The sequence below is a fragment of the Pseudarthrobacter sp. WHRI 8279 genome (assembly GCF_040224115.2).
GTDB lineage: Bacteria > Actinomycetota > Actinomycetes > Actinomycetales > Micrococcaceae > Arthrobacter.
Map to the genome: position 1 here is coordinate 3,410,992 of NZ_CP168162.1, position 24,846 is coordinate 3,435,837.

A 24,846-nucleotide genomic window follows, 5' to 3' on the forward strand; every position below is an offset into this window, starting at 1 on the left:
CCAATGAGACCCACCCTCTTTTTACAACGTTAGATAGAACAGGAATACACACCGTGACCATCACTTCCGCCGCTTCTGAACAGACCGACCTGGCTGTCGTGGCACCCACCGTCATCACCGTGGACCGCTCCGCCGTTGTGGCCCCCGTCAACCGCCGCATCTTCGGCTCCTTCGTGGAGCACCTGGGCCGCTGCGTCTATGACGGCATCTACGAACCCGGCCACCCCACAGCCAATGAGGACGGCTTCCGCCTGGACGTCATCGAACTGGTCAAGGAGCTTGGGTCCAGTACCATCCGCTACCCCGGCGGCAACTTTGTCTCCGGCTACCGCTGGGAGGACGGCGTCGGGCCGCGGGAGCAGCGTCCCGTACGCCGGGACCTTGCGTGGCACTCGCTTGAATCCAACCAGGTTGGCCTGGACGAGTTCGCCCGCTGGTGCAAGCTCACCGGCTCCGAACTGATGATGGCCGTGAACCTGGGCACGCGGGGCATCGAGGCGGCCCTTGACCTGCTGGAGTACACCAACCACCCCTCCGGCACCGCACTCAGCGAGCAGCGCATCGCCAACGGCGCCAAGGATCCCTACAACATCCGCATGTGGTGCCTGGGGAACGAGATGGACGGTCCCTGGCAGATCGGCCACATGTCGGCAGAGGACTACGGAAAGCTCGCCGCCCGCACCGCCTCCGCCATGAAGACGGCGGACAAGAACCTGGAGCTGGTGGTTTGCGGCTCGTCCGGATCCGCCATGCCCACCTTCGGCGAGTGGGAGCGCGTGGTCCTGGAACACAGCTACAACTACGTGGACTACATTTCCTGCCACGCCTACTACCAGGAGCGCAACGGCGACCTCGGCTCCTACCTGGCGTCCTCGCTGGACATGCAGTACTTCATCGAGACCGTGGTGGCCACCGCTGACCACGTCAAACACAAGCTCAAGAGCAAAAAGACCATCCAGCTGTCCTTTGACGAATGGAACATCTGGTACCTGGACGAGCACCAGGCCTCCGACGAGGTCAACGAGGAATGGACGCACGCACCCCGCCAGCTGGAGGACACCTACTCCGTGGCTGACGCCGTGGTGTTCGGCAACCTGCTCATGACACTCCTGAAGAACCACGACCGCGTTGCCGCCGCTTCCCTCGCCCAGCTGGTGAACGTGATCGCGCCCATCATGACCGAACCGGGCGGGGACACCTGGCGGCAGACCACGTTCTTCCCGTTCTCCGTCACGTCACGGCTCGCGAAGGGCGAGGTGCTCTGTCCCCGCATTGAAGCAGGAACCTACACGACGGCGGTGTACGGTGAGGCACCGCTGGTGGACTCCGTGGCCACCACGGACGCAGCCACCGGAGAGTCGGCCATCTTCCTGGTGAACCGCAGCCAGACCGAGGCGATCGATATCACTATCAACGTTTCCGAGCTCAACGCAACGGTGATCACCGAGGCCGTCACCCTGCACGACGAGGATGTCTACGCCAAGAACACCCTCCAGGACCAGGATCGGGTGGGTTTGAAGCAGCTCGACGGCGCCGTCCTGGAGGAGGGCACGCTCACCGTCACCCTGCCGCCGGTGTCCTGGTCCGCCGTCGCGCTTGGCTGACGTGCCCGTCCAGGCGCAAGGCGACGCTGCCGGCCGCACTGCTGTTCCAACCTTGGTGGTGCGGCTGGCGGCGGTGCTGTCCGCTGTCGTCGTCCTTGTCCTGGCCGGCTGCGGCGCCCCGCCCGCCGCGGCACCGGAGGCAAGCGCCGCCGATTTGACCGGCGACTTCTTCACCCACGACCCCGCGCTGGTCAAAGGGGAAGCCGGGGAACCCTGGTTCATCTATTCAACCGGCAACGGGCAGGTGGCGGACGGCAATATCCAGGTGCGCCGCTCCAGCGACGGGGTGCACTGGGAATATGCCGGCGAGGTCTGGCAGGAAAAGCCGGCGTGGCTGAACGAAGCGGTGCCAGGGGTGGACAACCTCTGGGCTCCCGAGCTGTATGAGCATGACGGGACCTGGTACCTGTACTACTCGGCGTCCACGTTCGGGAAGAACCTTTCCGTGATTGCGCTGGCTACCAACAGCACGCTGGACCCGGCGGACCCCGCGTACGAATGGGTGGACCGGGGGCAGGTCATCTCCTCCAAAGGGGAACGGTTCAACGCCATTGATCCTGGCATCGCGGAGGACGAGAACGGCACGCCCTGGATGTCTTTCGGATCGTTCTGGACCGGCCTGCAGCTCGTGGAACTCGCCTGGCCCGCGGGCCTGCGTGCTGACTCTGCTGAACCGGCGGCCATCGCGGACCGCAAGGCGCCGCCCAATGCCATAGAGGCGCCGTACATCCTGCCGCACGGCGGAAAGTACTACCTGTTCTTCTCCCGGGACTTCTGCTGCCAGGGGCTGGAGAGCACGTACAACATCGCCGTGGGGAGGGCGGACAGTATCACCGGTCCCTACATTGACGCGGAGGGCAAGGAACTGCTCGACGGCGGCGGCACCCCTTTGCTTTCCTCGGACGGCGGCCGGGTGGGACCGGGCGGACAGTCGGTTTCCGGTAATGTCCTCGCCTTCCACTACTACGCGGAAGAGCTTGACGGCGCCTTCCGGCTTGGCCTCGCCGGGCTGGAATGGAAGGACGGCTGGCCTGCCGTGCGGTGGGGCTGACCCGCGAGTTTTTGTCCAGATACGAGGACTTCCGGGGCGATTATCTCCCCGTATCTGGACAAAAACTCGTCAGGAAGCTTCGTTAGGGGAAGCTGGGGACGTAGCTGGGGACCCCGACGGCGTCCGTTGACACCGGTGCGCCGGTGTCATTGATGACGTGGTCCAGCGTGCCGGCGCCCAGATTGACCGTGAGCAGGCTGTGCAGCTTCACGCCCGGCGTTACGGGTACCTCAAAGCCCCGGGTGGCGTGGATGGTGGGATCCACGTTGTTGTAAACGTAGCTGCCGCCGCCCCAGAGTTCGTGGGTCTTGACGGAGTCTGCAATCTTGTAGCCGGCCCAGCCCAGGACCCCGTCGTGCTGCCAGGCGGCCTGGTTTGGCGCGTCGTAGGGCAACTCATTCTGGAAGAAGATGGTCCTGCCGTTCTCACCGTTCCAGATGACGTTGTACTCCTGGTAGTGCTCCACGAACAGGCCCGTGGCGGTGACATTGTCCCCGTTGATGATCACGCCGTTCCTGCCGGTATTGGTGGTCCAGCCCACCCCGTTGCCGTGGTCGGCGCGCCAGGCCCAGATGTGGTCCAGGAGGACGTTGTCGCTGTTGACCTCCAGGCTGACGGAGGCTTTGCCCACGTGCGGTCCGCCGATCCGGAAGAACACGTCGTGGAGCGTGGTGGGGTTGGCGGGATCGGTGTGTATATCCGAGTTGGCGGACCCGCTGCCCTCGCCCTGCCGGGCCTTTCCGATCCGCATCAAAGCCGGTGAATTCACTTCACCGGCGTCGATAGTGACGGCGGCGATGTCCACGCCGGGCACATCCGCAACCGTCAGCGGGACGGCGCCGTTGACGGCGGTGAGGGTGGCGATGCCCAGCCCCAGGACTACCGTGTTGGCCCTTTTGACCTCGATGCTCTCATCGATGCCGTAAACGCCGGGGGTGAGCAGCAGGTTCTTGCCGCGTGCCAGCTGGGAGTTGATGGTCTTGGCGGAGTCCGAGGGGCTGGCCACATAGAACTCGGCCAGCGGGATGCTGCGGCCCGGCGTTGGGCCGTTTTCCCAGGTGGTCCCGGAGGAATCCATGCGGACGGCGGGAACGAACACGCTGTACTGGCCGGCAGGATCCAGCGTGAGGTAAGGCTTTTCGCGGCTGATCGGGGTATCCGCCAGGGTGGTGTACGGCGGGTTGGGGAAGGACTGCGTCGGTGCGCCATCCACTCCGGAGAAGACCTGGTTCCAGACCCCGTTGGACCAGTTGCCAATGCTGCTGTCCCGCACGAAGTACTGCTGCTGCGAGCCATTGATGACGTCGCCGGTCTTCGAATCGGAGATAAATCCGCCGCTGGCATACTGCGGCCCCGCGGTGCAGTAGTCCATGAGGGAGAGGTTGCCGCCCGTGATGTTGATCCGCCGCATGGGTGATGCCTGTGAGGCTGCCCAGAAATTGGCGGAGCTGCGGCAGCCCTCGAGGCCGGTGACGTTGATGGTGAGGTTGGACAGGGACCGCCAGAAGTTGTTCAAGGCAATGCAGTTGTCCGCAGTGAGGCACCGGTTGTAGACGTCCACGTGCCCGTTGATGGTGACATCAGTGGGGGAAGCGCCCAGGCCCGCCACCTCGGTGGAGTAGCCCACCTGGACAATGAGCGGCTCCTCAGCACTACCGTAAGTTCCCGGCTTGAACAGCAGTGAGTAGCGTTTGGACCCCATCTCGTCGTCCACCTGTTCGGCGGCGATGGAATCAACCGTGGCCTGGATTTCAGCCACCGGCATGCTGGGATCGAAGATGCGGACGTTGGGGCCGAAGTCCGGTTCCACGCTTTGGGGAAGGGCCGGGGGAGCGGCCGGTGCAGGGGCCTGGGGTGCCGGCGCTTGCGGTGCGGCCGGCGTGGCGGTCCCGGCAGCGGTGGCCATGCCTCCGCCACTGCCGATCAGGCCGACCAGGAGGGCAACGGCGCCGGCGACATGCCGGCCCCTGCCCTGCGTGCGCCGCAGCGGCGGGTCTTGCGGCCTGCCGGAGCGCGGCGGATGGGGGAGATGGGCTAGCGGCATTGCTGGTCCTGTTCTTTGGTGGGATTCGTCGAGGCTGACTGCAGGCGGCTTGATCGGGGCGGCCGTGGGAGCGCTCTCGTCGGGGAAGCGTAACACCGCCCAGTGGTGTGGGCAAGGGTTGCGTGGAAGCGCTCCTACTACTTCTTGACAAGGAGCTGTGAGGTGGGACACCATGTGGTGAGAGCGCTCCCACCACAGCATCATCCCGGCCAGTCGCTCACCACTTCTCCGCCTCCGGCCGTCCACGCGGACCGGCAAGGCATTTTTCTGACGAAGGAGTCTTCCCCGTGAAAAACCCAACCACGTTCACCGTGCTGTCCGCTGCGGCCGCCTCCCTGGCGCTGTCGCTGACGGCCTGCGGATCAGCAGCCCCCGAGAAGGGCGGCGTCAACGACGCCACCGGCTCAGAGCCCGTGACGCTTACTGTGGGCACCTTCAACGAGTTCGGCTACGAGGAGCTTTTTGAAGAGTACGAAACGCTGAATCCCAACGTGACCATCGAGCACAAGAAGGCGGCAACCACCAACGAAGCACGGGACAACCTCACCACGCGCCTGGCAGCCGGCTCCGGTTTGTCCGATATTGAGGCCGTTGAGGTGGACTGGCTTCCGGAACTCCTGCAGTACCCGGACCGGTTTGCCGACCTTGCCGACCCCGCCGTGGAAGGACGCTGGCTGGACTGGAAGGCCGAGGCCGCCACCACCGCCGACGGAAAGCTCCTTGGCTACGGGACGGACTCCGGCCCCGAAGCTGTCTGCTACAACGCGGAGCTGCTCAAGAAGGCCGGCATGCCCAGCGAACGCGGGGAAGTTGCCAAAATGCTGGGAACCACCTGGGACAGCTACTTCGAAGCCGGCAAGGCCTACAAGGCCGCCAACCCGGATTCCGCCTGGTTCGACTCAGCGGGGGCCATCTACCAGGGCATGAGCAACCAGCTTGAAAAGGTCTACGAGGAAGAGGACGGCACCGTCATCGCCACGGAGAACCAGAAGGTCAAGGACACCTACAACCAGGTCCTGAAGGCCTCCACCGAGGACGGGCTGTCCGCCCACCTCAGCCAGTGGAGCGATGACTGGGCCTCCGGCTTCCAGACAGGTGCCTTCGCAACAACCCTCTGCCCGGGCTGGATGCTCGGAGTTATCGAGGGCAACGCGGCAGGCGTCACCGGCTGGGATGTTGCCAACGTCTTCCCCGGCGGCGGCGGAAACTGGGGCGGCTCCTACCTGACAGTCCCCACCCAGGGCGAACACCAGGCCGAGGCCAAGAAGCTGGCAGGCTGGCTGACCGCCCCTGAGCAGCAGATCAAGGCCTTCACCGCCAAGGGCACCTTCCCGAGCCAGAAGGAGGCGCTGGAAAGCAGCGAACTGCTGGGCCAGACGAACGAGTTCTTCAACGGTGCGCCCACCGGCCAGATCTTTGCCGAACGCGCCAAGGCCGTTGAGGTCACGCCCTTCAAGGGAACCAAGTACTTCGCCATCAACGACGCCATGCAGCAGGCCCTCACCCGCGTGGACGTTGACAAGTCGGACGACGCCGCCTCCTCCTGGGAGAAGTTCGTCACCGCAGTGAAGTCCCTCTAGGCATGGCTGTCACCGACCGGGTCCGGCCACGGAGCGCTGCGGGGCAGGTCCCGCCTGATGACACGAAGGGTGTCCGGCGCCTGGCCTTCTCGCAGCAGGTCTCCAAGTGGGACGTCAAGCTGTCCCCCTACCTCTACATCTCACCGTTCTTTATCCTGTTTGCCGTCACCGGGTTCTTTCCGCTGGTGTACACCGCCTGGGTTTCCCTGCACAACTGGAACCTCATTGGTGGGCAGGGGAAGTTCACGGGCCTGGAAAACTACGCCTTCGTTGTGGCCCAGCCCTACTTCTGGAACGCCGTAGGCAACACCTTCAGCATCTTCATCCTGTCCTCCGTGCCCCAGGTTGTCATCGCCCTGGTCATAGCGGCGGTGCTGGACGCGAACCTGCGGGCCCGGACGTTCTGGCGGATGGGGGTCCTGGTGCCGTTCGTCGTGGCGCCGGTGGCGGTGGGCCTGATCTTCAACAACCTCTTCGCGGACCAGTTTGGGCTGATTAACGGGATGTTGACGGCGGTAGGGCTGGACCCGGTCCGGTGGCATTCCGATTCCGTTGCCAGCCATCTGGCTATTGCCACCATGGTGAACTTCCGCTGGACCGGTTACAACGCGCTGATCTTCCTCGCGGCCATGCAGGCGATCCCGCGCGACGTCTTCGAAGCGGCAACCATCGACGGCGCCGGCAGGCTCCGGCAGTTCTTCTCCGTAACAGTGCCCATGCTGCGGCCAACGGTGATCTTCGTGGTGATCACCTCCACCATCGGCGGACTGCAGATCTTCGACGAGCCGCGGGTCTTTGACCAGTCCGGCCTGGGCGGTGCGGACAGGCAGTGGCAGACGCTGACGATGTATATCTGGGAACTCGGCTGGGGCCAGCGCAACTTCGGCAGGGCCTCTGCCGTGGCCTGGCTGCTCTTCCTGATCATTGTGCTGATCGCCCTGCTCAACTTCCTCATCACCAAGCGCATTGCAAGCCAGGGAGGCCGCAAGTGAGCTCCATCCCCATGATCGAACAGACCGCCGGGAAGGGGGCCGCCCGGGCAGCAGCGCGCCGCGGACCAGGGGCCAGGCGCTCGGGGGGCGGCCACGGCGGCGCCCGCCGGCCGGGTTTTCTCACCTACGGCTTCCTGGGTGCCGTCCTGCTGGCGTCCCTCTTTCCGCTCTATTGGTCCTTCCTGGTGGGCAGCCACGACAATACGGTCCTGAGCCGCGGCATCCCGCTGCTGCCCGGCGGAAACTTCCTGGCCAACGCCGCGAAAGTCTTTGACAGCATCCCGTTCTGGAAGGCAATGGGCAACAGCCTTCTCGTGTCGTGCGTGACCGCGGCGTCCGTCGTCGTATTTTCCACCCTTGCCGGATTCGCCTTTGCCAAGCTGCGCTTCCGCGGCAGCAAGGGGCTGCTGGTGTTCGTCATCGCAACCATGGCGGTTCCCACCCAGCTGGGCGTGGTCCCGCTGTTCATCGTGATGTCCAGGCTGGGGTGGACCGGCTCGCTGTGGGCCGTCATCATCCCGGGCGTGGTCACCGCCTTCGGCGTCTTTTGGATGACCCAATACCTCCGTGACGCCCTCCCCGATGAGCTCATCGAGGCCGTGCGGATGGACGGGGCCTCCATGATCCAGGCCTTCTGGTACATCGGATTCCCCGCAGCCCGCCCTGCGGCCGCCATGCTCGCCCTGTTCACTTTCGTGGCCACCTGGACGAACTTTTTCTGGCCGTTCATTGTCCTTGACCCGTCCAACCCCACCCTCCCGGTGGCGCTGCAGCTGCTGCAGGCCGCCCACTTCGTGGACTACTCCGTGGTCCTGGCCGGAGCCGTCCTGGCCACCGTCCCGCTCCTGCTCCTGTTTATCGCGGCAGGCCGTCAACTCGTATCTGGAATTATGCAAGGAGCAGTAAAAGGATGAGTTCCACCCAACTTCCGTTTCCGGAGGGCTTTCTCTGGGGCGCGGCAACAGCTGCGTACCAGATCGAAGGCGCAGCACACACCGGGGGGCGGCAGGACTCCATCTGGGACGTGTTCGCCCGGCTGCCCGGTGCCGTGGCGGACGGCCACAATGGGAACGTGGCCTGCGACCACTACCGGCGCTACAAGGAGGACGTGGCGCTGATGGACCAGCTGCACATGAAGGCCTACCGGTTCTCCACGTCCTGGGCCCGCTGCATGCCGGACGGCGTGACGCCCAATCCTGAGGGGATCGCCTTCTACTCCCGCCTGGTGGATGAACTGCTGGCTGCCGGAATCACGCCGTGGCTGACCCTCTACCACTGGGACCTGCCGCAGGCACTTGAGGACAAGGGCGGCTGGGCCAACCGGGACACCGCCTACCGTTTCGCCGAATACGCGGCACTCATGCACGGCGTCCTGGGCGACCGGGTCCGGATCTGGACCACCCTCAACGAACCGTGGTGCTCGGCCTTCCTGGGCTATGCGGCGGGCGTCCATGCGCCGGGACGGCAGGACCCGCGGGCAGCTTTGGCTGCCGCCCACCACCTCCTGCTCGGCCACGGCCTGGCAGCCCGCGGCCTCCGCCGCGAGGACCCGGACGCCACCCTGGGCATCACCCTGAACCTGACGGTCCCGGATCCGCGGGATCCCGGCAGCGAGGGGGACCGGGACGCGGCCAGGCGGATCGACGGCCAGTTCAACAGGATCTTCCTGGATCCGCTGTTCAGGGGCGAATACCCGGCCGACCTTCTGGCAGACGTGGCACACCTTGGCCTGGCCGAGCTCGTGCAGGACGGGGACCTGGACATCATCTCCACGCCGCTGGACCTCCTCGGCGTCAACTACTACCACGGGGAATCCCTCACGAAGGACCCGGTGGATCCCGGGGAACGGGCAGGACAGGAGACCACGTCGGCTCCAGGCCAGGCGGACCGCCCGGTGTCCTCCCCGTTCGTGGCAGCCGACGGCGTCCGCTCGGTGCCCCGCGGCCTGCCGGTGACGGGAATGGGCTGGGAGGTCCAGCCAGAGGGGCTGCGGCGCCTGCTCAACCGGCTGCAGGCGGAGTACACCGGCCCGGCCGGGATCCCCGTCTACATCACCGAAAACGGTGCAGCCTACGAGGACGTCCCTGACGAGGCGGGCTTTGTGGACGACCAGGACCGGCTGGGGTTCTTCGCGGCGCACCTCCGGGCAGTGCACGAGGCCATCGCGGACGGTGTGGATGTTCGCGGTTACCTGGCCTGGTCCCTGCTGGACAACTTCGAGTGGTCCTTCGGCTACCACCAGCGCTTCGGCCTGGTCCGGGTGGATTATTCAACCCAGGAGCGCATCCCGAAAGCCAGTGTGTTGTGGTACTCGGCGGTGGCGGCCTCGAACGCGATTCCGGCCGGCAGCAGCCCCGTGTCGCCTGCGGAGCCGGGTGTCGTATTGTCTGTGTAATGAACGAAAAGTCCCGCCGGCCCGGCCTCCTGCAAGCCGGGAGGCCCAGCCCGACGCTTGAAGATCTTGCCACGGCCGCCGGAGTGTCCCGCTCCACCGCCTCCCGTGCGATCAACGGGGGGCTGAAGGTCAGCCCGGAAGCCCAGGCCGCCGTCGACGCCGCCATCGTGGCACTCGGCTACACGCCGAACCGTGCGGCCCGGTCCTTGGTGACCAGGCGCACCGGGTCCATTGCGCTGGTCATTCCGGAGCCGGACGCACGGGTGATGATGGACCCCTTCTTCGCCGCCGTCATCACCGGCGTCAACGAAGCCCTCCGGGGCACCGACATGCAGCTGGTGCTGCTGATGTCCCGGGCGGGGGATGACTCCGCCCGGACCCTGCGCTACCTGCGGGGCGGGCACGTGGACGGCGCGATCGTGGTCTCGTTCCACAAGGCGGACGACTGGGCGGAGACCCTCGGCACAACGGGCCTGCCCACCGTTTTCATCGGCAGGCCCTGGGCGATGGGGTTCGGGGTCCCCTATGTGGACCTGGACAACTTCGAGGGCGGCCGGCTTGCCGCCCGCCACCTGGCGGACGCCGGGCGCACCCGGTTGGGAACCGTGGCAGGACCCGCGGACATGACGGCGGCAGTTGACCGTCTGGAAGGCTGGATGCAGGGTGTCCGGGAGGCCGGGCTGCAGCCCGGCCCGGTCATCCACGGTGACTTTACGACGGCGGGCGGCACTGAAGCGGCACGGGACCTTTTCTCCGGGTCGCCGGAGCTGGACGGTGTTTTCGCCGCCTCTGACCTGATGGCGCTGGGCGTCATTGACGTGGTGCGGGGCGGCGGCCGGAAGGTTCCGGAGGATGTTGCCGTTGTGGGGTTCGACAACCATTCCCTCCTGGCCGCCAACGGCATGGGCCTCACCACGGTGACCCAGCCCATGGTGGACATGGCCGTGACCGCCGGGAAGCTCCTGATCCGCGTGATCGAAAACCCGGAAGAGCAGCTCGATCCGGTCATCTACCCGGCCGAGCTGGTTGTCCGCGGCAGCACCGTGGCGCACGGCGGATAGTTCCGCTCCGGCAGGGCGGAGTGGTCAGCCTGGACCGTCAGGTGGGCCGTGCACCGGCGCCCACGGTGGATTCCCGCGGCACTACACGGAACGCCGTTTCCACTTCGCGGGGCGGCATTCCGTCCGGGTCCTTGATCCGTTCCATCAGCATCCGGATGGCGGTCTCGGCGATCTCGGTCCGGCCGGGGTCCACCGTGCTCAGGGTGGGGAGGGAGTACCGGGTTTCGTCAAGGTCATCGAAGCCGATCACCGCGACGTCGTCCGGGACCCGGTATCCGGCTTCCTGCAGGACACGCACGGCGCCCTGGGCCAAGGTGTCGTTCAGGCCAAAGACGGCGTCGAAGGAGGCGCCGCGGTCCAGCAGGTCGTGCATGGCCGCCGCGCCGTTGGACCGGTGCCAGTCCACCACGTAGGCGACGATCCCGTCGTCGTACGGAATGCCGCGACCTTCCAGCGCCTCTTTGTATCCGCGCAGGCGGAGGCCGGCCGAGCCGATGACCTCGCCCTCGTGGGCGCCGACGACGGCGATGCGCTTCTTCCCCAGGTCCAGCAGGTGTTCGGTGGCGGCCCGGGCGGCCGTCACGTTCTGCATGGTGACGTGGTCCGAGGAACTGCCGAAGATGCGCTCGCCGAGGAGGACTACCGGAACGTCCGCCTTGATCAGGCCGGCGTCCTCCTGGCCGAGCGCCAGCGGGCTAAAGATCAGGCCGTCGGACATCTTGAGCCGCGGACTGGCCATTACCTCAAGCTCGCGCTTCCGGTCAGCGCCGGTCTGCTCAACCAGCACCACCAGCCCGTGCTTGGCGGCAGCCTCGATGACCGCGTCCGCAAGTTCGGCGAAGTACGGCAGGCTCAGTTGCGGCAGGGCCAGGGTGATGGCGCCGGTGTGTCCGGAGCGGAGGCTGCGGGCGGTGAGGTTGGGGCGGTAGCCCAGCTCCGCGATGGCCTTCTCCACCTTGGCGCGGGTGGTGTCGCGGACGTGCGGGTGGTTGTTGATCACGTTGGAGACGGTCTTGAAGGACACGCCCGCCACGCGCGCCACATCGTGAAGAGTTGCCGCCATCCCAGTCCCTTAGGTTTAACCGCGGCCCGCAGGCCAGTACCGCCCACTTTACAACGTTGAATCGACTCAACCGGTTGGAGGGCACGGCGATGCCCTGCGACGGTGGTGCCCGCCCCTGCAGGGCACCGCCGTCATTCAACGCCGCTTGCGCCCGGCCCGGTCCTGCCGGTCCTGCTGCTCATGGAGCCCGCGCTCGGCGGAACGCTGGGACCTGCCGGCCATGACCACTTTCTGGTGCCATTCGCGCTGGTAGGCACGCTGCGCTGCGGCGTCGTGCCGGCGGGCCAGTGCGGCCAGCTCCCGCTGCAGCTTCAGGTAGTTGTGCCAGCGGCGTTCCTCCAGCGCACCGACCGCAATGGCCTCCTGCACTGCGCAGCCGGGCTCGCCCTGGTGGGCGCAGTCCGAGAACCTGCACCGGCCGGCCAGCGCCTCGATGTCATCGAACATCCCGCCCATGCCGTCCTCGGCGTCGAACAACCCGAAACCCCGCACGCCGGGGGTGTCCATGAGGACAGTCCCGTTGGGTAGGGGCACGAGTTCCCGGGAGGTGGTGGTGTGCTTTCCCCTGAAGTCGCCGGACCGCACCTCCCCGGTGTGCTGGACTTCGCGGCCCACCAGGGCGTTGATGAGCGTGGACTTTCCGGCGCCGGACGGCCCCAGGAGGACGATGGTGCCGCCCGCCGGGATGTGCGCCAGCAGTTCGGGGACGCCGTCGCCGGTTTCCGCCGATGTGGTGACCACCTCCACGCCCGCCGCCTGCAGGATGACTTTCCCGACGACGTCGTCCGCCACCCCGGCGAGGTCCGCCTTGGTGACGATCACCAGCGGAGCGGCGCCGGAGTCCCACGCGGCCACCAGGGTGCGCTCCAGCCGGTTGTGCGTCAACGGCCGGTCCACCGGCACCACCACGCCAATAGTGTCCATGTTGGCGGCCAGGACCTGCGCGGCGGAGGAGTCCTCGAAGGCGCGTTTCCGGCTGAGCTCCGAGAGCCGTGGAAGGACGCCGAGGATCTGGCGTTCCCCGCCCCTGTTGGGCCCCATCCACACCCAGTCGCCGGTGACGGCCGCTTCACCGGTCAGCGGATACGGAAGGTGGAGCAGGTCTGGTCCAGCCGCCACCAGCAGCCGGGACCGGTCCACGCGGACCACGCGGCCGCGCTCCGTTGCCCCCGGCAGGGGGTGGCTGCTGAAATGCCGGGCAACCGCCGCGGTGTAGCCGTAGGCAACCGGCCCGTTGTTGCCTGGGCCATTGCTGCTGGCAGGGCTGGTGTCCGGAGTGGTGCTGCTTGACGTGGTGATGCTGTCCAGGCCGTGGCCTGATGATGATTTCACTGTGATACCTCAGGGAAGGCCCCTGCGCTCCGGCCGTCATTGGCCTGGGGGTGTTGGCGCTCCGCGGTGAGGTCAGGCGGGGTCGGTGCGGTACAGGGGAAGAGTCTGGATGATGGGTGCGGAGCGCTCAAGGCGCAGGGCTGCAACAGTCATCAAAACCACCTCCCTCTCGAGCCGTGGGGACCGGCGTCAGGTCCCGTGGGTTCCGCCGGCAGCATCCGGCGGAACCCACTTTAGCCCCGGCCGCCGGAATCCACCAGAGCCCTGAACCCAACCCGTAAATCCCGGAATGTGCCCCGGACCAGCACGTTGTTCTTTGATGGGGCGCCGGTTCGGGCATAGGTTGGCTGCAGTTGTGTTTTCCAGGGACGCAGCACGAATTGAGGAGGAACCATGGGCGATGACGCCATGGACCGGGCCGCTGCAAGGAACGATGCCGTGTTGAACGCGGGCAAGGAGAGCGGGCCCGGAAGCAGCCACGCGGACAGGATCGATGACGACGGCGGCCGTCCGGCGAAGTGGCGCATCGTCGGTCCCGGCCTGGTGGTGGCTGCCACCGGCGTGGGTGCCGCTGACATGGTGGCCACCCTGGTGGCGGGCTCCCGCTACGGCTACGGCCTTTTCTGGGCAGTCATTGTGGGTGTGGTCCTGAAGATCATCCTCGTCGAGGGGGCCGGCCGGTACACGCTGGCAACCGGAAAGACCATCTTTGAGGGCTGGCGCTCCCTGGGCAAGTGGACCACCTGGTACTTCGGTCCTTACATCATGATCTGGGGGTTCGTGTACGGGGCCACAGCCATGTCCTCTGCGGCGCTGCCCCTGGCTGCAGTGTTTCCGTTCCTGCCGCTGTGGGCGTGGGCCATCCTGATGGGACTCGCCGGTTTCGCGATGGTCTGGTGGGGAAAATACGCTACCTTCGAGAAGATCACCGCCGTGCTGGTGGGCCTGATGTTCGTGACCGTGGTGGGGCTGGCCGTGATTGCCGCCCCGAACATTCCGGAAATGCTTGCCGGTCTGATCCCGATGATTCCCTCCACGGACGGCGGCATCTTCTACACGCTGGCGCTGGCCGGCGGGGTGGGCGGCACCATTACGCTCGCCGCCTACGGCTACTGGCTTCGCGAGAAGGGCTGGTACACGCCCAAGTGGATGAAGGTCATGCGGATCGACAACTCCATGGCTTACGTAATGACCGGCATCTTCGTCATCGCCATGCTCATTGTGGGTGCGGAGGTCGTGCGCTCGGCAGGGGTATCCCTCAGCGCCAGCGACGAAGGGCTGCTGGATCTCTACGGTGTGCTGAAGGCGGAATACGGAGACATTGTGGGCACCGGGTTCCTGGTGGGTTTCTGGGCCGCGTCCTTCTCCTCCATCATCGGCGTCTGGAACGGCGTCTCCCTGATGTTCGCCGACTTCTGGGGCAACATGCGCGGCAAGGAGTCCGGCCACCCGGATACCCGCGTGGGTGGAAAATACTTCAGGTTCTACATCCTGTGGCTTACTTTCCCGCCCATGGTCCTCTTCGCGCTGGGCCAGCCGATCGGCCTGATCCTGCTGTACGGGGCCCTGGGTTCGCTGTTCATGCCGTTCCTGGCGCTGACCCTGCTGGGGCTGCTCAACGGCAGGCGGATCCCCAAGGCCTGGGCCAACAAGCTCCACTCCAACATCGCGCTGGGGCTCTGCGCCCTGCTGTTCATCGTCCTGGGCATCCGGCAGTTCTGGACTTCCCTTTCGCCGCTCTTCGGCGGCTGACGGCTGTTGCCTCTAACCAAGGCTAATTGGCTACCGCTGCAGTTCCAGCGCCCGCTTCTGCCGCGCCGAGATGCTCGAAACGTACCCGCAGTTGGTGCACGTGATGTTGTATTTCCGGGACGTGGTGAACACCGGAATAAAGAAGAGCGTGAACTTGGTGGCACGCTCTTCAAGGCGGTGGTGGGCGAAGGAGCGGCAGTACTGGCAGGTGGCCGGTTTGCCGGGCAGCGCCGTCAGTACCGTCTTGAAACCAAAGAGGAGGAACATGGGTCTGGCCTTTCGGGGCAGTCCTGCTGGCTGTCCTGACAACATTAGGCCCTGGACCAGCCGATAGCCCATCCTGACAGCCTCCCGGAGCGGTGCGATACTGGGGGTCCGCGCAATGTTCGTTATCAGGGGGATTTCGGCAAACATGGTCCTGGATACGGCGACCCTTCGCATTGCGTTCGGCCTGATGGCGCTGGTGCTGGTGTTCCTTTTCTACTTCTCCGCCTACCGGGTGACGCGCTCGCCATACAGCGGCTGGTGGTGCCTGGCATTGCTGTTTTTCCTTGCAGGATCGGCCTGCTTCCTGCTGGACGGCACGGCCCACCAGGTCTGGGCCAATCCGCTGGGGAATGTGCTGCTGGTGCACGGCGGGGTGGCAGTGTGGGCGGGTGCCCGGTCGCTGCGGACCGTGGCGCCGCCAAAGTGGGCCTTCACCGGCATCCCCCTGGTCACGCTGGTGGCCTCCGCCCTCGATAATCCGGCCACCAACACCTGGTCCGGCGGGCCGGTGTTCCTGGCGGCGATGAGCCTCACCATCGGACTTGCGTCCCGCGAGCTCTGGCGCCTGGAACCGGGATACACCCGGGTCCGGATTCCCATGGCCGTTGCCGCCGGCGGGCTCTCCGTGTTCTACCTCCTGCGCTGGTTTGCCTTCATGCTGGAGGGCCAAAACGGGCCGATCTTCCAGAGCGTGTTCGGCTCTGCGGTCACCACCCTGGTGACCATGGTCCTGCTGGTGGTGGTTTCCTTCAGCATGGCGGCCCTCAGCAGCGAGCAGCAGACCCGGGCCCTGCGGATGGTGGCCTCACGCGACGACCTCACGGGGCTGCTGAACCGCAAGGCCTTCCTGGAAATGGCGGCGGAACAGCTGGCGGACCTGTCCATCACCAGGGGATCGGGCGCCCTGGTCCTGGCGGACCTGGACCACTTCAAGTCCGTCAACGACACCTACGGGCATGCCGCCGGGGACCTCGCCCTCCAGACCTTCGCCGATGCGTGCACGGCCACTGTCCGTCCCACCGACCTGGTGGGCCGCTACGGCGGGGAGGAATTCGTCCTCCTCGTTCCCGGCGCCAGCGCCGAGCGGGCGGAACTCATCGCCTCGTCGATCAGCAACCGCCTTGCCGCCGCGACCACCGCGGACGGGATGGAAATGCCCACCGTCAGCTACGGCATTTCAACGTACGACGGCGCCGCGACGGACGTGGAGCGCCTGATCGCCTCAGCCGATGCCGCACTGTACATGGCCAAGTCGCTGGGCCGGAACCAGACCGCCCGCAGCGACCGGATGCGCTAGCAGGGGCCAGCGGAAGTGGGGGCTGTGCAGGCCATGCTCCCGGGCCTGTTGCCAAACTGTGGCTTCCGGGCGGTCCGTAACCCAAGGGGAGCGGGAACCCCTGCTGATAAAATGGCGGGGTTGCAGGGCGGCCTTTTTGCTGGTCCAACCAGCGCCGTAACCAAGTAAGGGACCAGACACTCATGACGGCAGGCGGGTCACACCCCGGGACTTCGGAGACTCAGCCGGGCGCGCCGGCCAAAGCCTCCGGCCCGGCTACAGGCCGCGCCTACCTTGCCACCATTGAGGGCTTCATCGGAGCCCTCATGATGTTTATCGGCTCCATCGGCACGGGCTGGATCGCCAACGGCTCACCCATGATCCGCCAGCCGGTGGTCATCGCCCTCCGCACCGAGGGCTGGGGAGTCACGGTGTCCACCGTGCTGCTCACCGTGGGTGCGATGGTGTTGATGCGTTCCTGGCTTCGGCTGGGCCAGCGGCTGGCGGACTGGGGCCAGTCCTCGCTGCGGTCCGTGGTGGTCGCCATCTCCGCCTGGTCACTGCCGCTGCTCTTCTGCGTCCCGGTGTTCTCGCGGGACGTGTACGCCTACACAGGCCAGGGCAGGCTGGTGATGGAGGGCCAGAATCCCTACGAAGTGGGCATCTCCAGCCTCAGCAACTGGTTTTCGCTGGGAGCGGACCCGGCATGGGCGGAAAACCGGACACCCTACGGGCCCTACTTCCTCTGGCTGGCACGCGGGGTGGTGGGGCTGACCGGTGCCCAGCCTGACGTGTCCGTGCTGCTCTTCCGCCTCCTGGCCGGCGTCGGCGTCCTGCTGTGCGTCATCTACGTCCCCAAACTGGCGGAACTCCATGGCATCAACGGCGCCCGGGCGCTCTGGATCTCGGTGGCCAACCCGCTGTTCCTGATCAGCTTCATTGCCAGTGCCCATAACGACGCCCTCATGGTGGGCCTCGCCGTCGCCGGCGTCTACTTCGCCGCCACCCGCCGCTACCTGGTGGGCATCCTCCTGGTCACCGCGTCCATCGGCATCAAACCCATTACCGTTCTCCTCCTGCCGTTCATCGGGGTAATGTGGGCGGGCCCGTCCGCGTCCTGGACGCGGAAGTTCCTGATCTGGGCTGCGACGGCGGGCATCAGCTTCGGCGTGCTGGTCCTGAGCGGCATCCCCTACAACCTCGGCATCGGCTGGACATGGGCCATCATGGACCCCACGCCGGGGTACACCGGCTACTCGCCGTCCGGCTTCCTGGGCCAGCAGGTGGAGTTCCTCGCCAACGTCCTGGGACTCCCCGGCGGGACCTTCGCCACCCTGTTGCGGACGGGCATGAAATGGGCCGCGATCGGACTTGTCCTGCTGCTGATGTTCCGGGGCGACTATTCGCTGGCGGTGCGCCGGATGGCCCTGGCGTTCACCGCCGTCGTGATGCTTTCGCCCATCATCCAGCCGTGGTACATCCTGTGGTTCCTGCCGTTCCTGGCCGTTACGGGTATCCGCGACGACTGGCAGATCAGGTCGCTGTACGTCGGCGTGACGTTCTTCGTGGTGTTCGGGGCGCAGGACCAGCTCTCCGTCTGGTCCTTCGTGGAGCTGCCCATCGATGCGTCGTCGCTGGCATTCATCACGGCGCTGGCATTTACGTTCTACCTTCTATTCCTTGACGTGCATACACGCAAGCTGCTGATCGAAGGCAGGCCTCTGGACCTCGCCAGGCGGGGCTGGAGGTGGCTGCTGGCTATGCGGGATGCCAGGCGTGGCCGGGCGGAGGAGCCAGGCCGGGAGAAGCTGGGAAGCCGCTGAGCCGTCCGGGCCTTTTGACCCTGTTGCGCCAGCAGGGGCAGGTGTCTAGTGAAGGGGTATTGGCCCCCGCGCCCGTGGCTCTTGCCCGCCCCGGCCGGAGCAGAGGAGAAGGGTGCTTGGCATGACTGAGGTAGTCCGGTACGAGGTGGGCTCCGGGACTGTCCTGGTTGAAGTGGCGGCCAACAGCTACGGCGTGGAACACCCTGCGAGGAACGAGCAGGGCATCCTGGATGCGGGCCGGCGCCTGGAGGATGCCCTGGCCGCCGTCCGCCCCGCAGCAGCGGCCGTCGTCGACGCCATGCGGGAAATCGCACCCGAACACATGGAAGTGGAATTCGGCGTGAAACTCGCGGGAACCGCGGGGGCGGTGATCGCCCGGAACACTGCGGACGGGCACTTCGTCCTGAGAATGTCCTGGTCGGCGTCCCCGGATGTCGTGGCCGAGGAAGAGTAAGCCCGCCTGCAGGAACTGGAGGCCTTCCACGCTGCAGCGGAGCATGACTGGTCTCCCCACGAGGAGGTGGCCGGATGTATAAGTTCCGGGACCGGGTTGAAGCGGGCCGGAAGCTGGGGCTCGCCCTGGCCGGGCTGCGCGGGGAGGACGTGGTGGTCCTGGGGCTGCCCCGCGGCGGTGTTCCCGTGGCGGCCGAGGTTGCGAACGCCCTGGATGCTCCCTTGGACATCATTGTGGTGCGCAAACTGGGGGTTCCGTTCCAGCCGGAGGTGGCCATGGGGGCCATCGGGGAAGGCGGGGCCCGGGTACTGGACCGGCGGGTGGTGTCCCTTGCCCGCGTCACGGACGGTGATCTCCGGACGGTTGAGGCGCGCGAGCGTGCGCTGCTGGATTCCAGGCTGGAACGGTACCGGCAGGGAAAGGCGCCCATGGACCTCAAGGGCCGTACGGCCGTCATTGTGGACGATGGCATCGCTACCGGGTCAACGGCCCGGGTGGCATGCAAGGTGGCGCGCCAGCTGGGGGCAGCACGGGTGGTCCTGGCCGTCCCGGTGGCGCCGGAACGGGCCATGGACTCCCTGCCCGAGGCGGACCAGTTCCTCTCTCTGGTCTCCCCGCGCGACTTCGAGGCGGTGGGCTACTACTACCGCGACTTTTCACCCACGGATGATGAGGAAGTGATCCACCTGCTCGACTCTGCGGCGCGGCGGGAGCACATTGGCCGCCCAGGGCAGGTTGCCGTCGGCCAGGACGTCCGCATCGCAGTGGACGGGGTGTTAATCAATGGGGACCTGCATCTTCCGGACCAGTGCCGGGCGGTGGTGGTCTTCGCCCATGGCAGCGGCAGCAGCCGGCACAGCCCGCGCAACCGCTACGTTGCTTCCGTCCTGGAGGAAGCGGGGTTGGGCACCCTGCTCTTGGATCTGCTCACCCCCGAAGAGGAAGTGGACCGCGGAAACGTCTTTGACATTCCCCTGCTGGCACAGCGGCTCAGCGCAGCAACCCGCTGGCTCAAGGGCAGGGATGAGACTGCAGCATGCCGGGTTGGCTACTTCGGGGCCAGTACCGGGGCGGGCGCCGCGCTGTGGGCGGCGGCCGAACCGGGCGCGCAGGTGGACGCCGTGGTTTCCCGCGGCGGCAGGCCGGACCTTGCCGGGCCGCGACTTGCGGCGGTGCGCGCACCCACCCTGCTGCTTGTGGGGGGTGCGGACACCCAGGTCCTGGCACTGAACCGGCAGGCCATGGACCTGATGCGGGCGCCGGTACACCTGGAGGTCATCCCTGGAGCCACCCACCTTTTCGAGGAGCCGGGCACGCTCGCCCGGGTCGCGGCCCTGGCCACCGAATGGTTCTCGCGCCACCTGGTGCCGGAGGGCGTGGCGGAAGATGCACCAGGGGTTTCCTGAGCTGCCAGCTACGCGCCCGCGGGCACCGCCGCAGGTTTCCGGCCCAGTTCGGCAGTGCGTTTCACGGACCACCAGAGCAGCACCACCAGGAGGACGTTCCGGGTGGTGAGGATGGCTGCCATCACCGGATGGGCGTGGATCAGGGGCGTGTAAAACAGGGGGTAGATGACGAAGGTGGTCATTGCGATGCCCATCAGCAGCGCCGCAGGAACCTTCCACCGCTCCCAGTCATGCGTGAGCCCGGCGATGATCACCGGCGCCAGCCAGATGATGAACTGCGGGGAACCCACCTTGTTGAACACGATGAACGCGGTGACCATCATCAGGGAGCCCTCAAGGAACAGTTCCTCCCGTTCGGCGCCGCGGTTCAGGGCGCGGACCAGCAGCACTGCAGCGGTGATGGCAGCGAGGATCAGCAGGGGCTGCATCAGGAAGGCTGCGGTGTCCGCTCCGGGGCCGTAGACCTCCGTGGAGTTGATGGCGGTATTGTCCGCCATCTTCGAACCCGCAATGTTGAAGACGCTCAGCCATACCCACGGCGTGGAGAACGTGGCTTCGAGCTGCATCCCGCGCTCGCCCTGGTTCAGGAGGAAGTCCATGATGTGGGGCAGCCCGCCGGAGAGCCAGGTGCCCAAGGTGACAACCGCTGTTACCGCCACGCCGGAAAGGACCACCTGGACCCGCTTCCGGCTGGCAATCACGATGGGCACGAGCACGGCCGCCGGCCACACCTTGATCCAGGTGGCGATGCTGAGCAGGACGCCGGCCACCACCGGCCGCTGCGCCGCATAGAGCAGGGCGATGAGCACGATGGGCGCGGTGATGCCCTCAACGCGGGCGAAGCTGAGGTAGCCCATGAAGACGGTGAAGAACAGCCACCACCAGGCAGGGGCGATGCCGGCCACCTTCCGCGGCCCGCGGGTGAGGAAGGCGAGTCCGACGGCGTTGAGGGCTGCGATGATCAGGAACCAGGCCAGCAGGTAGAGGCTTGGCCCGGCGATGTTGGCCAGGAAGATGGGGATCTGCGCCAGCACGGGGTACACCCACGGGCTGATTTTCCCGTCGAGGTCCTGGGGGTTGTAGCCGTCCGTGGCCCACTGGCGGTACTGCTCTGTGTCGCTGAACGTGTCACCGTGCAGGAAGAAGGACGCCATCCAGCCAAGGAAGTAGAGATGGACGACGGCGAATCCCCACCACACGCTGGAAGGGCGGGCGAACCAGTCAACCGCCTTTGCCGGCAGGAGTTTGCTGCGGACGGAGACCAGGCGGTCAAAGAACCTCGTGGAAATCTTAGGACTCCTTGAGCGCGGGGGCGGCTGCGGGAGCCTTCTTGCCCAACAGGTACAGGCGCCGGACGCTCCAGATGAACAGGACCACCAGGAGGACGTTGCGGATGGTGAGCACCAGGGCCATCCACGGGTTGTTGTGGCTGAGGGCGTCGTAGAACAGGGGGTAGATGAAGTACGTTGCCACGGCGATGACGATCAGCATGGCGGCCGGTACCCGCCAGTCGCGCCAGCTGTGGGCGAGGCCGACGGCGACGGCCGGCGCGAGCCACACCATGAACTGCGGCGATCCCACCTTGTTGAACACCACGAACGCGGTGGCCAGGGTCAGGGCCCCGGCGAGGAGCAGCTCGGTGCGGTCCACGCCGCCGTTGAGCTGGCCCTTGTGCTGCTTCCCGTTGTGCAGTGCCCAGAAGGTCAGGCCGGCCACCAGCAGTGCGGCCAGGATCAGGAGGGGCTGCATCAGTACTGACATCACTGCCGTTCCGGGGCCGTCCACCTGCATGGAGTTGATGTCCGTGTTCATGTACATGCGGGAGTCGCCGATGTTCAGGACGGACAGCCAGAGCCACGGCGTGGTGAAGGTGGCCTCCAGCTGCATGCCGCGGTCACCCTGCTGGGTGAGGAAGTTCAGAAGCTTGGGGACGCTGCCCACCGCAGCGGCCAGCGCAACCACCCCTGCCGTCGTCGCAAGTCCGGCGAGCACCACCAGGACACGGTTTTTGACGACGGCGAACAGGGCCAACATGACGGCCGCGGGCCAGACCTTCACCCAGGTGCCGATGGCCAGCAGGACGGATGCGATGAACGGCCGGCCGACGCCATACGCAAGGGCCACCAGGACCAGCGGGGCGGTGAGGCCGTCCACGCGGGCGAATCCCAGCCAGCCCATGAGGAAGGTGAACACCAGCCACCACCAGCCGGCGGGGATGGCCTGGCGGTCACGGCCGCGGTTGGTGAGTTTCAGCAGCGCCCAGCCGTTCAGGACCGTGGTCATGAGGACCCACAGGAAAAAGAAGGGTCCTGGGCCGGCGATGCCTGCGATGGCCATCGGGATGAGCGCCAGGATCGGGTAGACCCAGGGGCTGGGCCCGCCGGTGAGGTTTGCGTCGTTGAACCCTGCAATGGCCCAGTCGCGGTAAATGAAGGTATCGCTGAAGGCCTCCCCGCGAAGCGATAGCGAGGCCGCGAAGACCAGGAAGACCAGGTGCACCACGATGAAACCGCCCAGCAGCCCGCGGCCGCTGTTGAGCCGGGCCCGGGCGGGCGCGGGGAGGACGGCGTTGCGGATCCGGGTGAGTCTGCCGAAGAAAGCGTCCGTAGAGATGGCGGGATCCTTATCAGGTCGTTGCACAGCCGTGTGTTGCGCAGTGGTGCACGGGTCTTGCCGGGAGGCTTCTCCGGGGGCATTGGAGGCGTTCAAAAACAGCTTCCACTCCCCACCAACTGTAATTGACCAGCCCGAAACGGCCGTAATTGCTGCGCCTGCACCGCGAAGCGCAGAGCGCTGACCTGCGGTTCTTTGTTACTTGATTTTTCAAGTTGCTGGCGGGCCGATGCTGGGGCATCATGAGGTGGGCAGTAGGATGCCCTGCCGCGCCGGCAGCTTGGGGGAGTGAAAGGCGCGTCTCCCACCCCTAAAAAACTAAGGCCCCACCCATGACCGCTGACTTCCCCTTGACCCTGACCGTTGCCGACCGCGCAAGCATGGACAGCGAGCTCGATGCCGCCGTCACCGCCGCCAAGGCCCACGCGCTCGCCGAGAAGCGCCACGGCATCCTGGTGACACGGCACGGCGTGGACAAGTTCACCGTGGCACTCAGCGAGGCTGTTCCCTTCGGACTGACGCGCGAACAGCAGGCCTGGTAGTCCAGGACGGCCCTAGCTCGACGGCGCCTCTAGTTCGAGGGGCCGTCGGGAACCGGAGCCTTAGCTGTCTGCGGGTGTGCCGGAACCGTTTCCGGAGACCCTTCCGCTACGCTGCTGCAGCCGGTCAATGTGCTTGGACGCCTCCGCCTTGCTGAGGTCAGCCGGCAGTTCTTCCCCTGCTTCACGGGCCAGCGTATCCAGGTAGCTCCGCTGCGCTGCCGTCATGGGTTCATCACCGGTCACCCAGTCTTCCGGGTCCCGGTCCAGGCCTGCGTCCGGTTCCGGTGTGGGGCTGCCGAGTGTTTCCTGTTCTTTGTTGTTGTCCATGCAGAGAGTCTAGGGTCCGGCGCTGACATTCCGCAGTTCCGTGAGCCGGCAGGGCGGTGTGAAGGGTTAGGCAACCGTGACCTTCAGGTCGTTCCTTCCCGGTGCAACGCCCACTACTGTCGACAGCACCATCGGGGACGACGGAAGAGGCACGATGAGCATCGACATCGAGATTGGTACAAGCCTCAGCAATGAGGACGCAGCGCACTTTGCGGCCAAGACGGAAGCAATCACCTCAGCGATGCAGAGGGTGCGGGAACGGCACGCGGCGTACAGCTGGGTGTGGACGGACGAGATCCGCTGCCGGGGCTGTAACGCGAGCATCGACATACCGCTTCTCGCCAGCACGAACGCAAGCGCCGAGAAGGCCTTCCAGGCTCATCAGTCCGCTCAGCTGGATGCACTCCTGGCTGCCGGCGGACTTCAGCGCGCGGAAGCCAGTTAGCGGTACCAGCTACGCCCTCTACTGAGGCCTGCCCGGCGGGCTTGTTGTGTCCTTGTTGGATCAGCCCAGGCGCTCGCCGGTCACGCCGGCCAGGTGGTCCAGGAGTTCGTTCTGGAACCGCTCATCGCGGACGGCGGGGTGTGGCTTTTCCCGGTGCTGGTGGTACCAGTAGCCGCCGCTGGTCAGGGCCTCCGGGTCATCGCTGGCGGCCAGCCATTCCTGCGTGCGGTGGCCGAGCCGGAGGTCGTCCGGCGCGCGTGCGCCGCCCATCCTGGTGGGCACCCAGCCGGGATCGACGGCGTTGCTGAGGACGTCCGGCCACAAACGCGCGACGGCGGCTGCCAGGGCCGTGAGGTAGAGCTTGCTGTCCGAATAGGTCACCTGGGCGTGGTTTTGGATGTGTGCGTGGCCGCCGCGATGCATGCCGCTGCTGACATATATTCGCCGCCGCGGCCGTTGCATGATTGCGGTGAGGAGGTAGGGGGCGGCGACGTTGACCTGGAAAATGTCCGGGCCGTGGAGCACCCCGGCGTTGTGGATGACGGCGTCCATCTGGCCCAGCCGGTTCACCTGGGCGGGCGATATCGCGGACCTGGTCCATGTCCGCCAGGTCGCCAACAACGCCGTCCGCACCGCGGTCCAGCAGTTCCTGGGCGGAAGCCAGGCGTTTCGCACTGCGGGCATGCACGACGACGCGGTGACCCTCCTGCAGAAGCGTTTCGGCTGTGTACCGTCCCAGCCCGTCCGCGGAGCCGGTGATAAGGATGCGCGCCACTGGTCCTCCTCGAGTTGTATACAAGTATGCAGCAAAGGCTAGAG

The 24,846-nt window shown here is 66.3% G+C and carries 23 protein-coding genes; 14 read left to right on the forward strand and 9 right to left on the reverse strand.

The features are described from left to right. Positions 1 to 53 precede the first annotated feature (53 nt). Both ABRP28_RS15710 and ABRP28_RS15715 read left to right on the forward strand, forming a co-directional pair. A complete protein-coding gene (locus tag ABRP28_RS15710; protein WP_374152864.1) occupies positions 54 to 1,604 on the forward strand; it encodes an alpha-N-arabinofuranosidase in 1,551 nt (516 codons plus the stop codon). 1 nt (position 1,605) lies between these two features. Then, the gene (locus tag ABRP28_RS15715; protein ID WP_350004248.1) at positions 1,606 to 2,655 is read left to right on the forward strand and encodes an arabinan endo-1,5-alpha-L-arabinosidase; all 1,050 of its coding nucleotides are present in this window, start codon (positions 1,606 to 1,608) and stop codon (positions 2,653 to 2,655) included. Between the two features lie 82 nt (positions 2,656 to 2,737). On the opposite strand, the gene ABRP28_RS15720 is transcribed toward ABRP28_RS15715, so the two are convergent. After that, positions 2,738 to 4,699, reverse strand: coding sequence for an adenylyl cyclase (locus ABRP28_RS15720; protein ID WP_350004183.1), 1,962 nt, complete (start codon positions 4,697 to 4,699; stop codon positions 2,738 to 2,740). Between the two features lie 287 nt (positions 4,700 to 4,986). Here ABRP28_RS15720 and ABRP28_RS15725 point away from each other — a divergent pair, with 287 nt between their 5' ends. The 5 genes from ABRP28_RS15725 to ABRP28_RS15745 are packed head-to-tail and all read left to right on the forward strand — an operon-like array spanning position 4,987 to position 10,727. Then, entirely contained in the window at positions 4,987 to 6,279 is a 1,293-nt protein-coding gene (locus ABRP28_RS15725; protein WP_350004184.1) for an extracellular solute-binding protein, read from the forward strand. Positions 6,280 to 6,281: 2 nt separating this feature from the next. Continuing rightward, entirely contained in the window at positions 6,282 to 7,271 is a 990-nt protein-coding gene (locus ABRP28_RS15730) for a sugar ABC transporter permease (RefSeq protein WP_350004185.1), read from the forward strand. Further along, the gene (locus tag ABRP28_RS15735) at positions 7,268 to 8,185 is read left to right on the forward strand and encodes a carbohydrate ABC transporter permease (RefSeq protein WP_350004186.1); all 918 of its coding nucleotides are present in this window, start codon (positions 7,268 to 7,270) and stop codon (positions 8,183 to 8,185) included. The genes ABRP28_RS15730 and ABRP28_RS15735 overlap by 4 nt, the downstream gene beginning before the upstream one ends. Beyond that, a complete protein-coding gene (locus tag ABRP28_RS15740) occupies positions 8,182 to 9,666 on the forward strand; it encodes a family 1 glycosylhydrolase (RefSeq protein ID WP_350004187.1) in 1,485 nt (494 codons plus the stop codon). The genes ABRP28_RS15735 and ABRP28_RS15740 overlap by 4 nt, the downstream gene beginning before the upstream one ends. Next, complete coding sequence (locus tag ABRP28_RS15745) at positions 9,666 to 10,727, forward strand: LacI family DNA-binding transcriptional regulator (protein ID WP_350004188.1); 1,062 nt, start codon at positions 9,666 to 9,668, stop codon at positions 10,725 to 10,727. The genes ABRP28_RS15740 and ABRP28_RS15745 overlap by 1 nt, the downstream gene beginning before the upstream one ends. A gap of 37 nt (positions 10,728 to 10,764) precedes the next feature. On the opposite strand, the gene ABRP28_RS15750 is transcribed toward ABRP28_RS15745, so the two are convergent. Continuing rightward, complete coding sequence (locus ABRP28_RS15750) at positions 10,765 to 11,790, reverse strand: LacI family DNA-binding transcriptional regulator (protein WP_350004189.1); 1,026 nt, start codon at positions 11,788 to 11,790, stop codon at positions 10,765 to 10,767. Between the two features lie 135 nt (positions 11,791 to 11,925). Beyond that, complete coding sequence (gene rsgA, locus ABRP28_RS15755) at positions 11,926 to 13,122, reverse strand: ribosome small subunit-dependent GTPase A (protein ID WP_350004190.1); 1,197 nt, start codon at positions 13,120 to 13,122, stop codon at positions 11,926 to 11,928. Between the two features lie 393 nt (positions 13,123 to 13,515). Here rsgA and ABRP28_RS15760 point away from each other — a divergent pair, with 393 nt between their 5' ends. Further along, positions 13,516 to 14,874 carry an Nramp family divalent metal transporter gene (locus tag ABRP28_RS15760; RefSeq protein WP_350004191.1) on the forward strand — a complete coding sequence of 453 codons (1,359 nt, stop codon included), beginning with the start codon at positions 13,516 to 13,518 and terminating at the stop codon, positions 14,872 to 14,874. Positions 14,875 to 14,904: 30 nt separating this feature from the next. On the opposite strand, the gene ABRP28_RS15765 is transcribed toward ABRP28_RS15760, so the two are convergent. Then, positions 14,905 to 15,141, reverse strand: coding sequence for a zinc-ribbon domain-containing protein (locus ABRP28_RS15765; RefSeq protein ID WP_350004192.1), 237 nt, complete (start codon positions 15,139 to 15,141; stop codon positions 14,905 to 14,907). Positions 15,142 to 15,286: 145 nt separating this feature from the next. Here ABRP28_RS15765 and ABRP28_RS15770 point away from each other — a divergent pair, with 145 nt between their 5' ends. The 4 genes from ABRP28_RS15770 to ABRP28_RS15785 all read left to right on the forward strand — a co-directional run bounded on the left by ABRP28_RS15770 (position 15,287) and on the right by ABRP28_RS15785 (position 20,100). Then, positions 15,287 to 16,438, forward strand: a complete 1,152-nt coding sequence (locus ABRP28_RS15770; RefSeq protein WP_350004249.1) for a diguanylate cyclase — start codon at positions 15,287 to 15,289, stop codon at positions 16,436 to 16,438. Between the two features lie 182 nt (positions 16,439 to 16,620). Next, entirely contained in the window at positions 16,621 to 18,240 is a 1,620-nt protein-coding gene (mptB, locus tag ABRP28_RS15775) for a polyprenol phosphomannose-dependent alpha 1,6 mannosyltransferase MptB (RefSeq protein WP_350004193.1), read from the forward strand. Between the two features lie 121 nt (positions 18,241 to 18,361). Beyond that, complete coding sequence (locus ABRP28_RS15780) at positions 18,362 to 18,694, forward strand: CU044_2847 family protein (protein ID WP_350004194.1); 333 nt, start codon at positions 18,362 to 18,364, stop codon at positions 18,692 to 18,694. A gap of 74 nt (positions 18,695 to 18,768) precedes the next feature. After that, the gene (locus ABRP28_RS15785; protein ID WP_350004195.1) at positions 18,769 to 20,100 is read left to right on the forward strand and encodes a phosphoribosyltransferase; all 1,332 of its coding nucleotides are present in this window, start codon (positions 18,769 to 18,771) and stop codon (positions 20,098 to 20,100) included. An 8-nt stretch (positions 20,101 to 20,108) separates the two neighbouring features. On the opposite strand, the gene ABRP28_RS15790 is transcribed toward ABRP28_RS15785, so the two are convergent. Continuing rightward, positions 20,109 to 21,299: a glycosyltransferase 87 family protein gene (locus ABRP28_RS15790; protein ID WP_374152865.1), complete on the reverse strand. Its 1,191-nt coding sequence runs from the start codon at positions 21,297 to 21,299 to the stop codon at positions 20,109 to 20,111. Between the two features lie 91 nt (positions 21,300 to 21,390). Further along, positions 21,391 to 22,740 carry a glycosyltransferase family 87 protein gene (locus tag ABRP28_RS15795; RefSeq protein WP_350004196.1) on the reverse strand — a complete coding sequence of 450 codons (1,350 nt, stop codon included), beginning with the start codon at positions 22,738 to 22,740 and terminating at the stop codon, positions 21,391 to 21,393. A gap of 305 nt (positions 22,741 to 23,045) precedes the next feature. Here ABRP28_RS15795 and ABRP28_RS15800 point away from each other — a divergent pair, with 305 nt between their 5' ends. Next, positions 23,046 to 23,255: a hypothetical protein gene (locus tag ABRP28_RS15800; protein ID WP_350004197.1), complete on the forward strand. Its 210-nt coding sequence runs from the start codon at positions 23,046 to 23,048 to the stop codon at positions 23,253 to 23,255. Between the two features lie 60 nt (positions 23,256 to 23,315). On the opposite strand, the gene ABRP28_RS15805 is transcribed toward ABRP28_RS15800, so the two are convergent. After that, a complete protein-coding gene (locus ABRP28_RS15805; protein ID WP_350004198.1) occupies positions 23,316 to 23,582 on the reverse strand; it encodes a DUF3072 domain-containing protein in 267 nt (88 codons plus the stop codon). 154 nt (positions 23,583 to 23,736) lie between these two features. On the opposite strand from ABRP28_RS15805, the gene ABRP28_RS15810 reads away from it, so the two are divergent. Then, the gene (locus tag ABRP28_RS15810; RefSeq protein WP_350004199.1) at positions 23,737 to 24,027 is read left to right on the forward strand and encodes a hypothetical protein; all 291 of its coding nucleotides are present in this window, start codon (positions 23,737 to 23,739) and stop codon (positions 24,025 to 24,027) included. A 60-nt stretch (positions 24,028 to 24,087) separates the two neighbouring features. Here the strand turns inward: ABRP28_RS15810 and ABRP28_RS15815 are convergent, their stop codons facing one another. Together ABRP28_RS15815 and ABRP28_RS15820 are read right to left on the reverse strand one after the other, a co-directional pair. Then, complete coding sequence (locus tag ABRP28_RS15815; protein ID WP_374152866.1) at positions 24,088 to 24,297, reverse strand: hypothetical protein; 210 nt, start codon at positions 24,295 to 24,297, stop codon at positions 24,088 to 24,090. After that, positions 24,224 to 24,802: an SDR family NAD(P)-dependent oxidoreductase gene (locus ABRP28_RS15820; RefSeq protein WP_374152867.1), complete on the reverse strand. Its 579-nt coding sequence runs from the start codon at positions 24,800 to 24,802 to the stop codon at positions 24,224 to 24,226. Before ABRP28_RS15820 ends, ABRP28_RS15815 begins: the two co-directional genes overlap by 74 nt. Positions 24,803 to 24,846: the final 44 nt, after the last annotated feature.

What these genes read in the sequence shown, in the direction of transcription:
- ABRP28_RS15770 (WP_350004249.1), top strand. Translation starts at nt 15,287, where the DNA reads ATGGTCCTGGATACGGCGACCCTTCGCATTGCGTTCGGCCTGATGGCG.
- ABRP28_RS15760 (WP_350004191.1), top strand. Translation starts at nt 13,516, where the DNA reads ATGGGCGATGACGCCATGGACCGGGCCGCTGCAAGGAACGATGCCGTG.
- ABRP28_RS15785 (WP_350004195.1), top strand. Translation starts at nt 18,769, where the DNA reads ATGTATAAGTTCCGGGACCGGGTTGAAGCGGGCCGGAAGCTGGGGCTC.
- ABRP28_RS15745 (WP_350004188.1), top strand. Translation starts at nt 9,666, where the DNA reads ATGAACGAAAAGTCCCGCCGGCCCGGCCTCCTGCAAGCCGGGAGGCCC.
- ABRP28_RS15730 (WP_350004185.1), top strand. Translation starts at nt 6,282, where the DNA reads ATGGCTGTCACCGACCGGGTCCGGCCACGGAGCGCTGCGGGGCAGGTC.
- ABRP28_RS15780 (WP_350004194.1), top strand. Translation starts at nt 18,362, where the DNA reads ATGACTGAGGTAGTCCGGTACGAGGTGGGCTCCGGGACTGTCCTGGTT.
- ABRP28_RS15800 (WP_350004197.1), top strand. Translation starts at nt 23,046, where the DNA reads ATGACCGCTGACTTCCCCTTGACCCTGACCGTTGCCGACCGCGCAAGC.
- ABRP28_RS15720 (WP_350004183.1), bottom strand. Translation starts at nt 4,699, where the DNA reads ATGCCGCTAGCCCATCTCCCCCATCCGCCGCGCTCCGGCAGGCCGCAA.
- ABRP28_RS15740 (WP_350004187.1), top strand. Translation starts at nt 8,182, where the DNA reads ATGAGTTCCACCCAACTTCCGTTTCCGGAGGGCTTTCTCTGGGGCGCG.
- ABRP28_RS15765 (WP_350004192.1), bottom strand. Translation starts at nt 15,141, where the DNA reads ATGTTCCTCCTCTTTGGTTTCAAGACGGTACTGACGGCGCTGCCCGGC.
- ABRP28_RS15810 (WP_350004199.1), top strand. Translation starts at nt 23,737, where the DNA reads ATGAGCATCGACATCGAGATTGGTACAAGCCTCAGCAATGAGGACGCA.
- ABRP28_RS15750 (WP_350004189.1), bottom strand. Translation starts at nt 11,790, where the DNA reads ATGGCGGCAACTCTTCACGATGTGGCGCGCGTGGCGGGCGTGTCCTTC.
- mptB (WP_350004193.1), top strand. Translation starts at nt 16,621, where the DNA reads ATGACGGCAGGCGGGTCACACCCCGGGACTTCGGAGACTCAGCCGGGC.
- ABRP28_RS15805 (WP_350004198.1), bottom strand. Translation starts at nt 23,582, where the DNA reads ATGGACAACAACAAAGAACAGGAAACACTCGGCAGCCCCACACCGGAA.
- ABRP28_RS15815 (WP_374152866.1), bottom strand. Translation starts at nt 24,297, where the DNA reads ATGGGCGGCGCACGCGCGCCGGACGACCTCCGGCTCGGCCACCGCACG.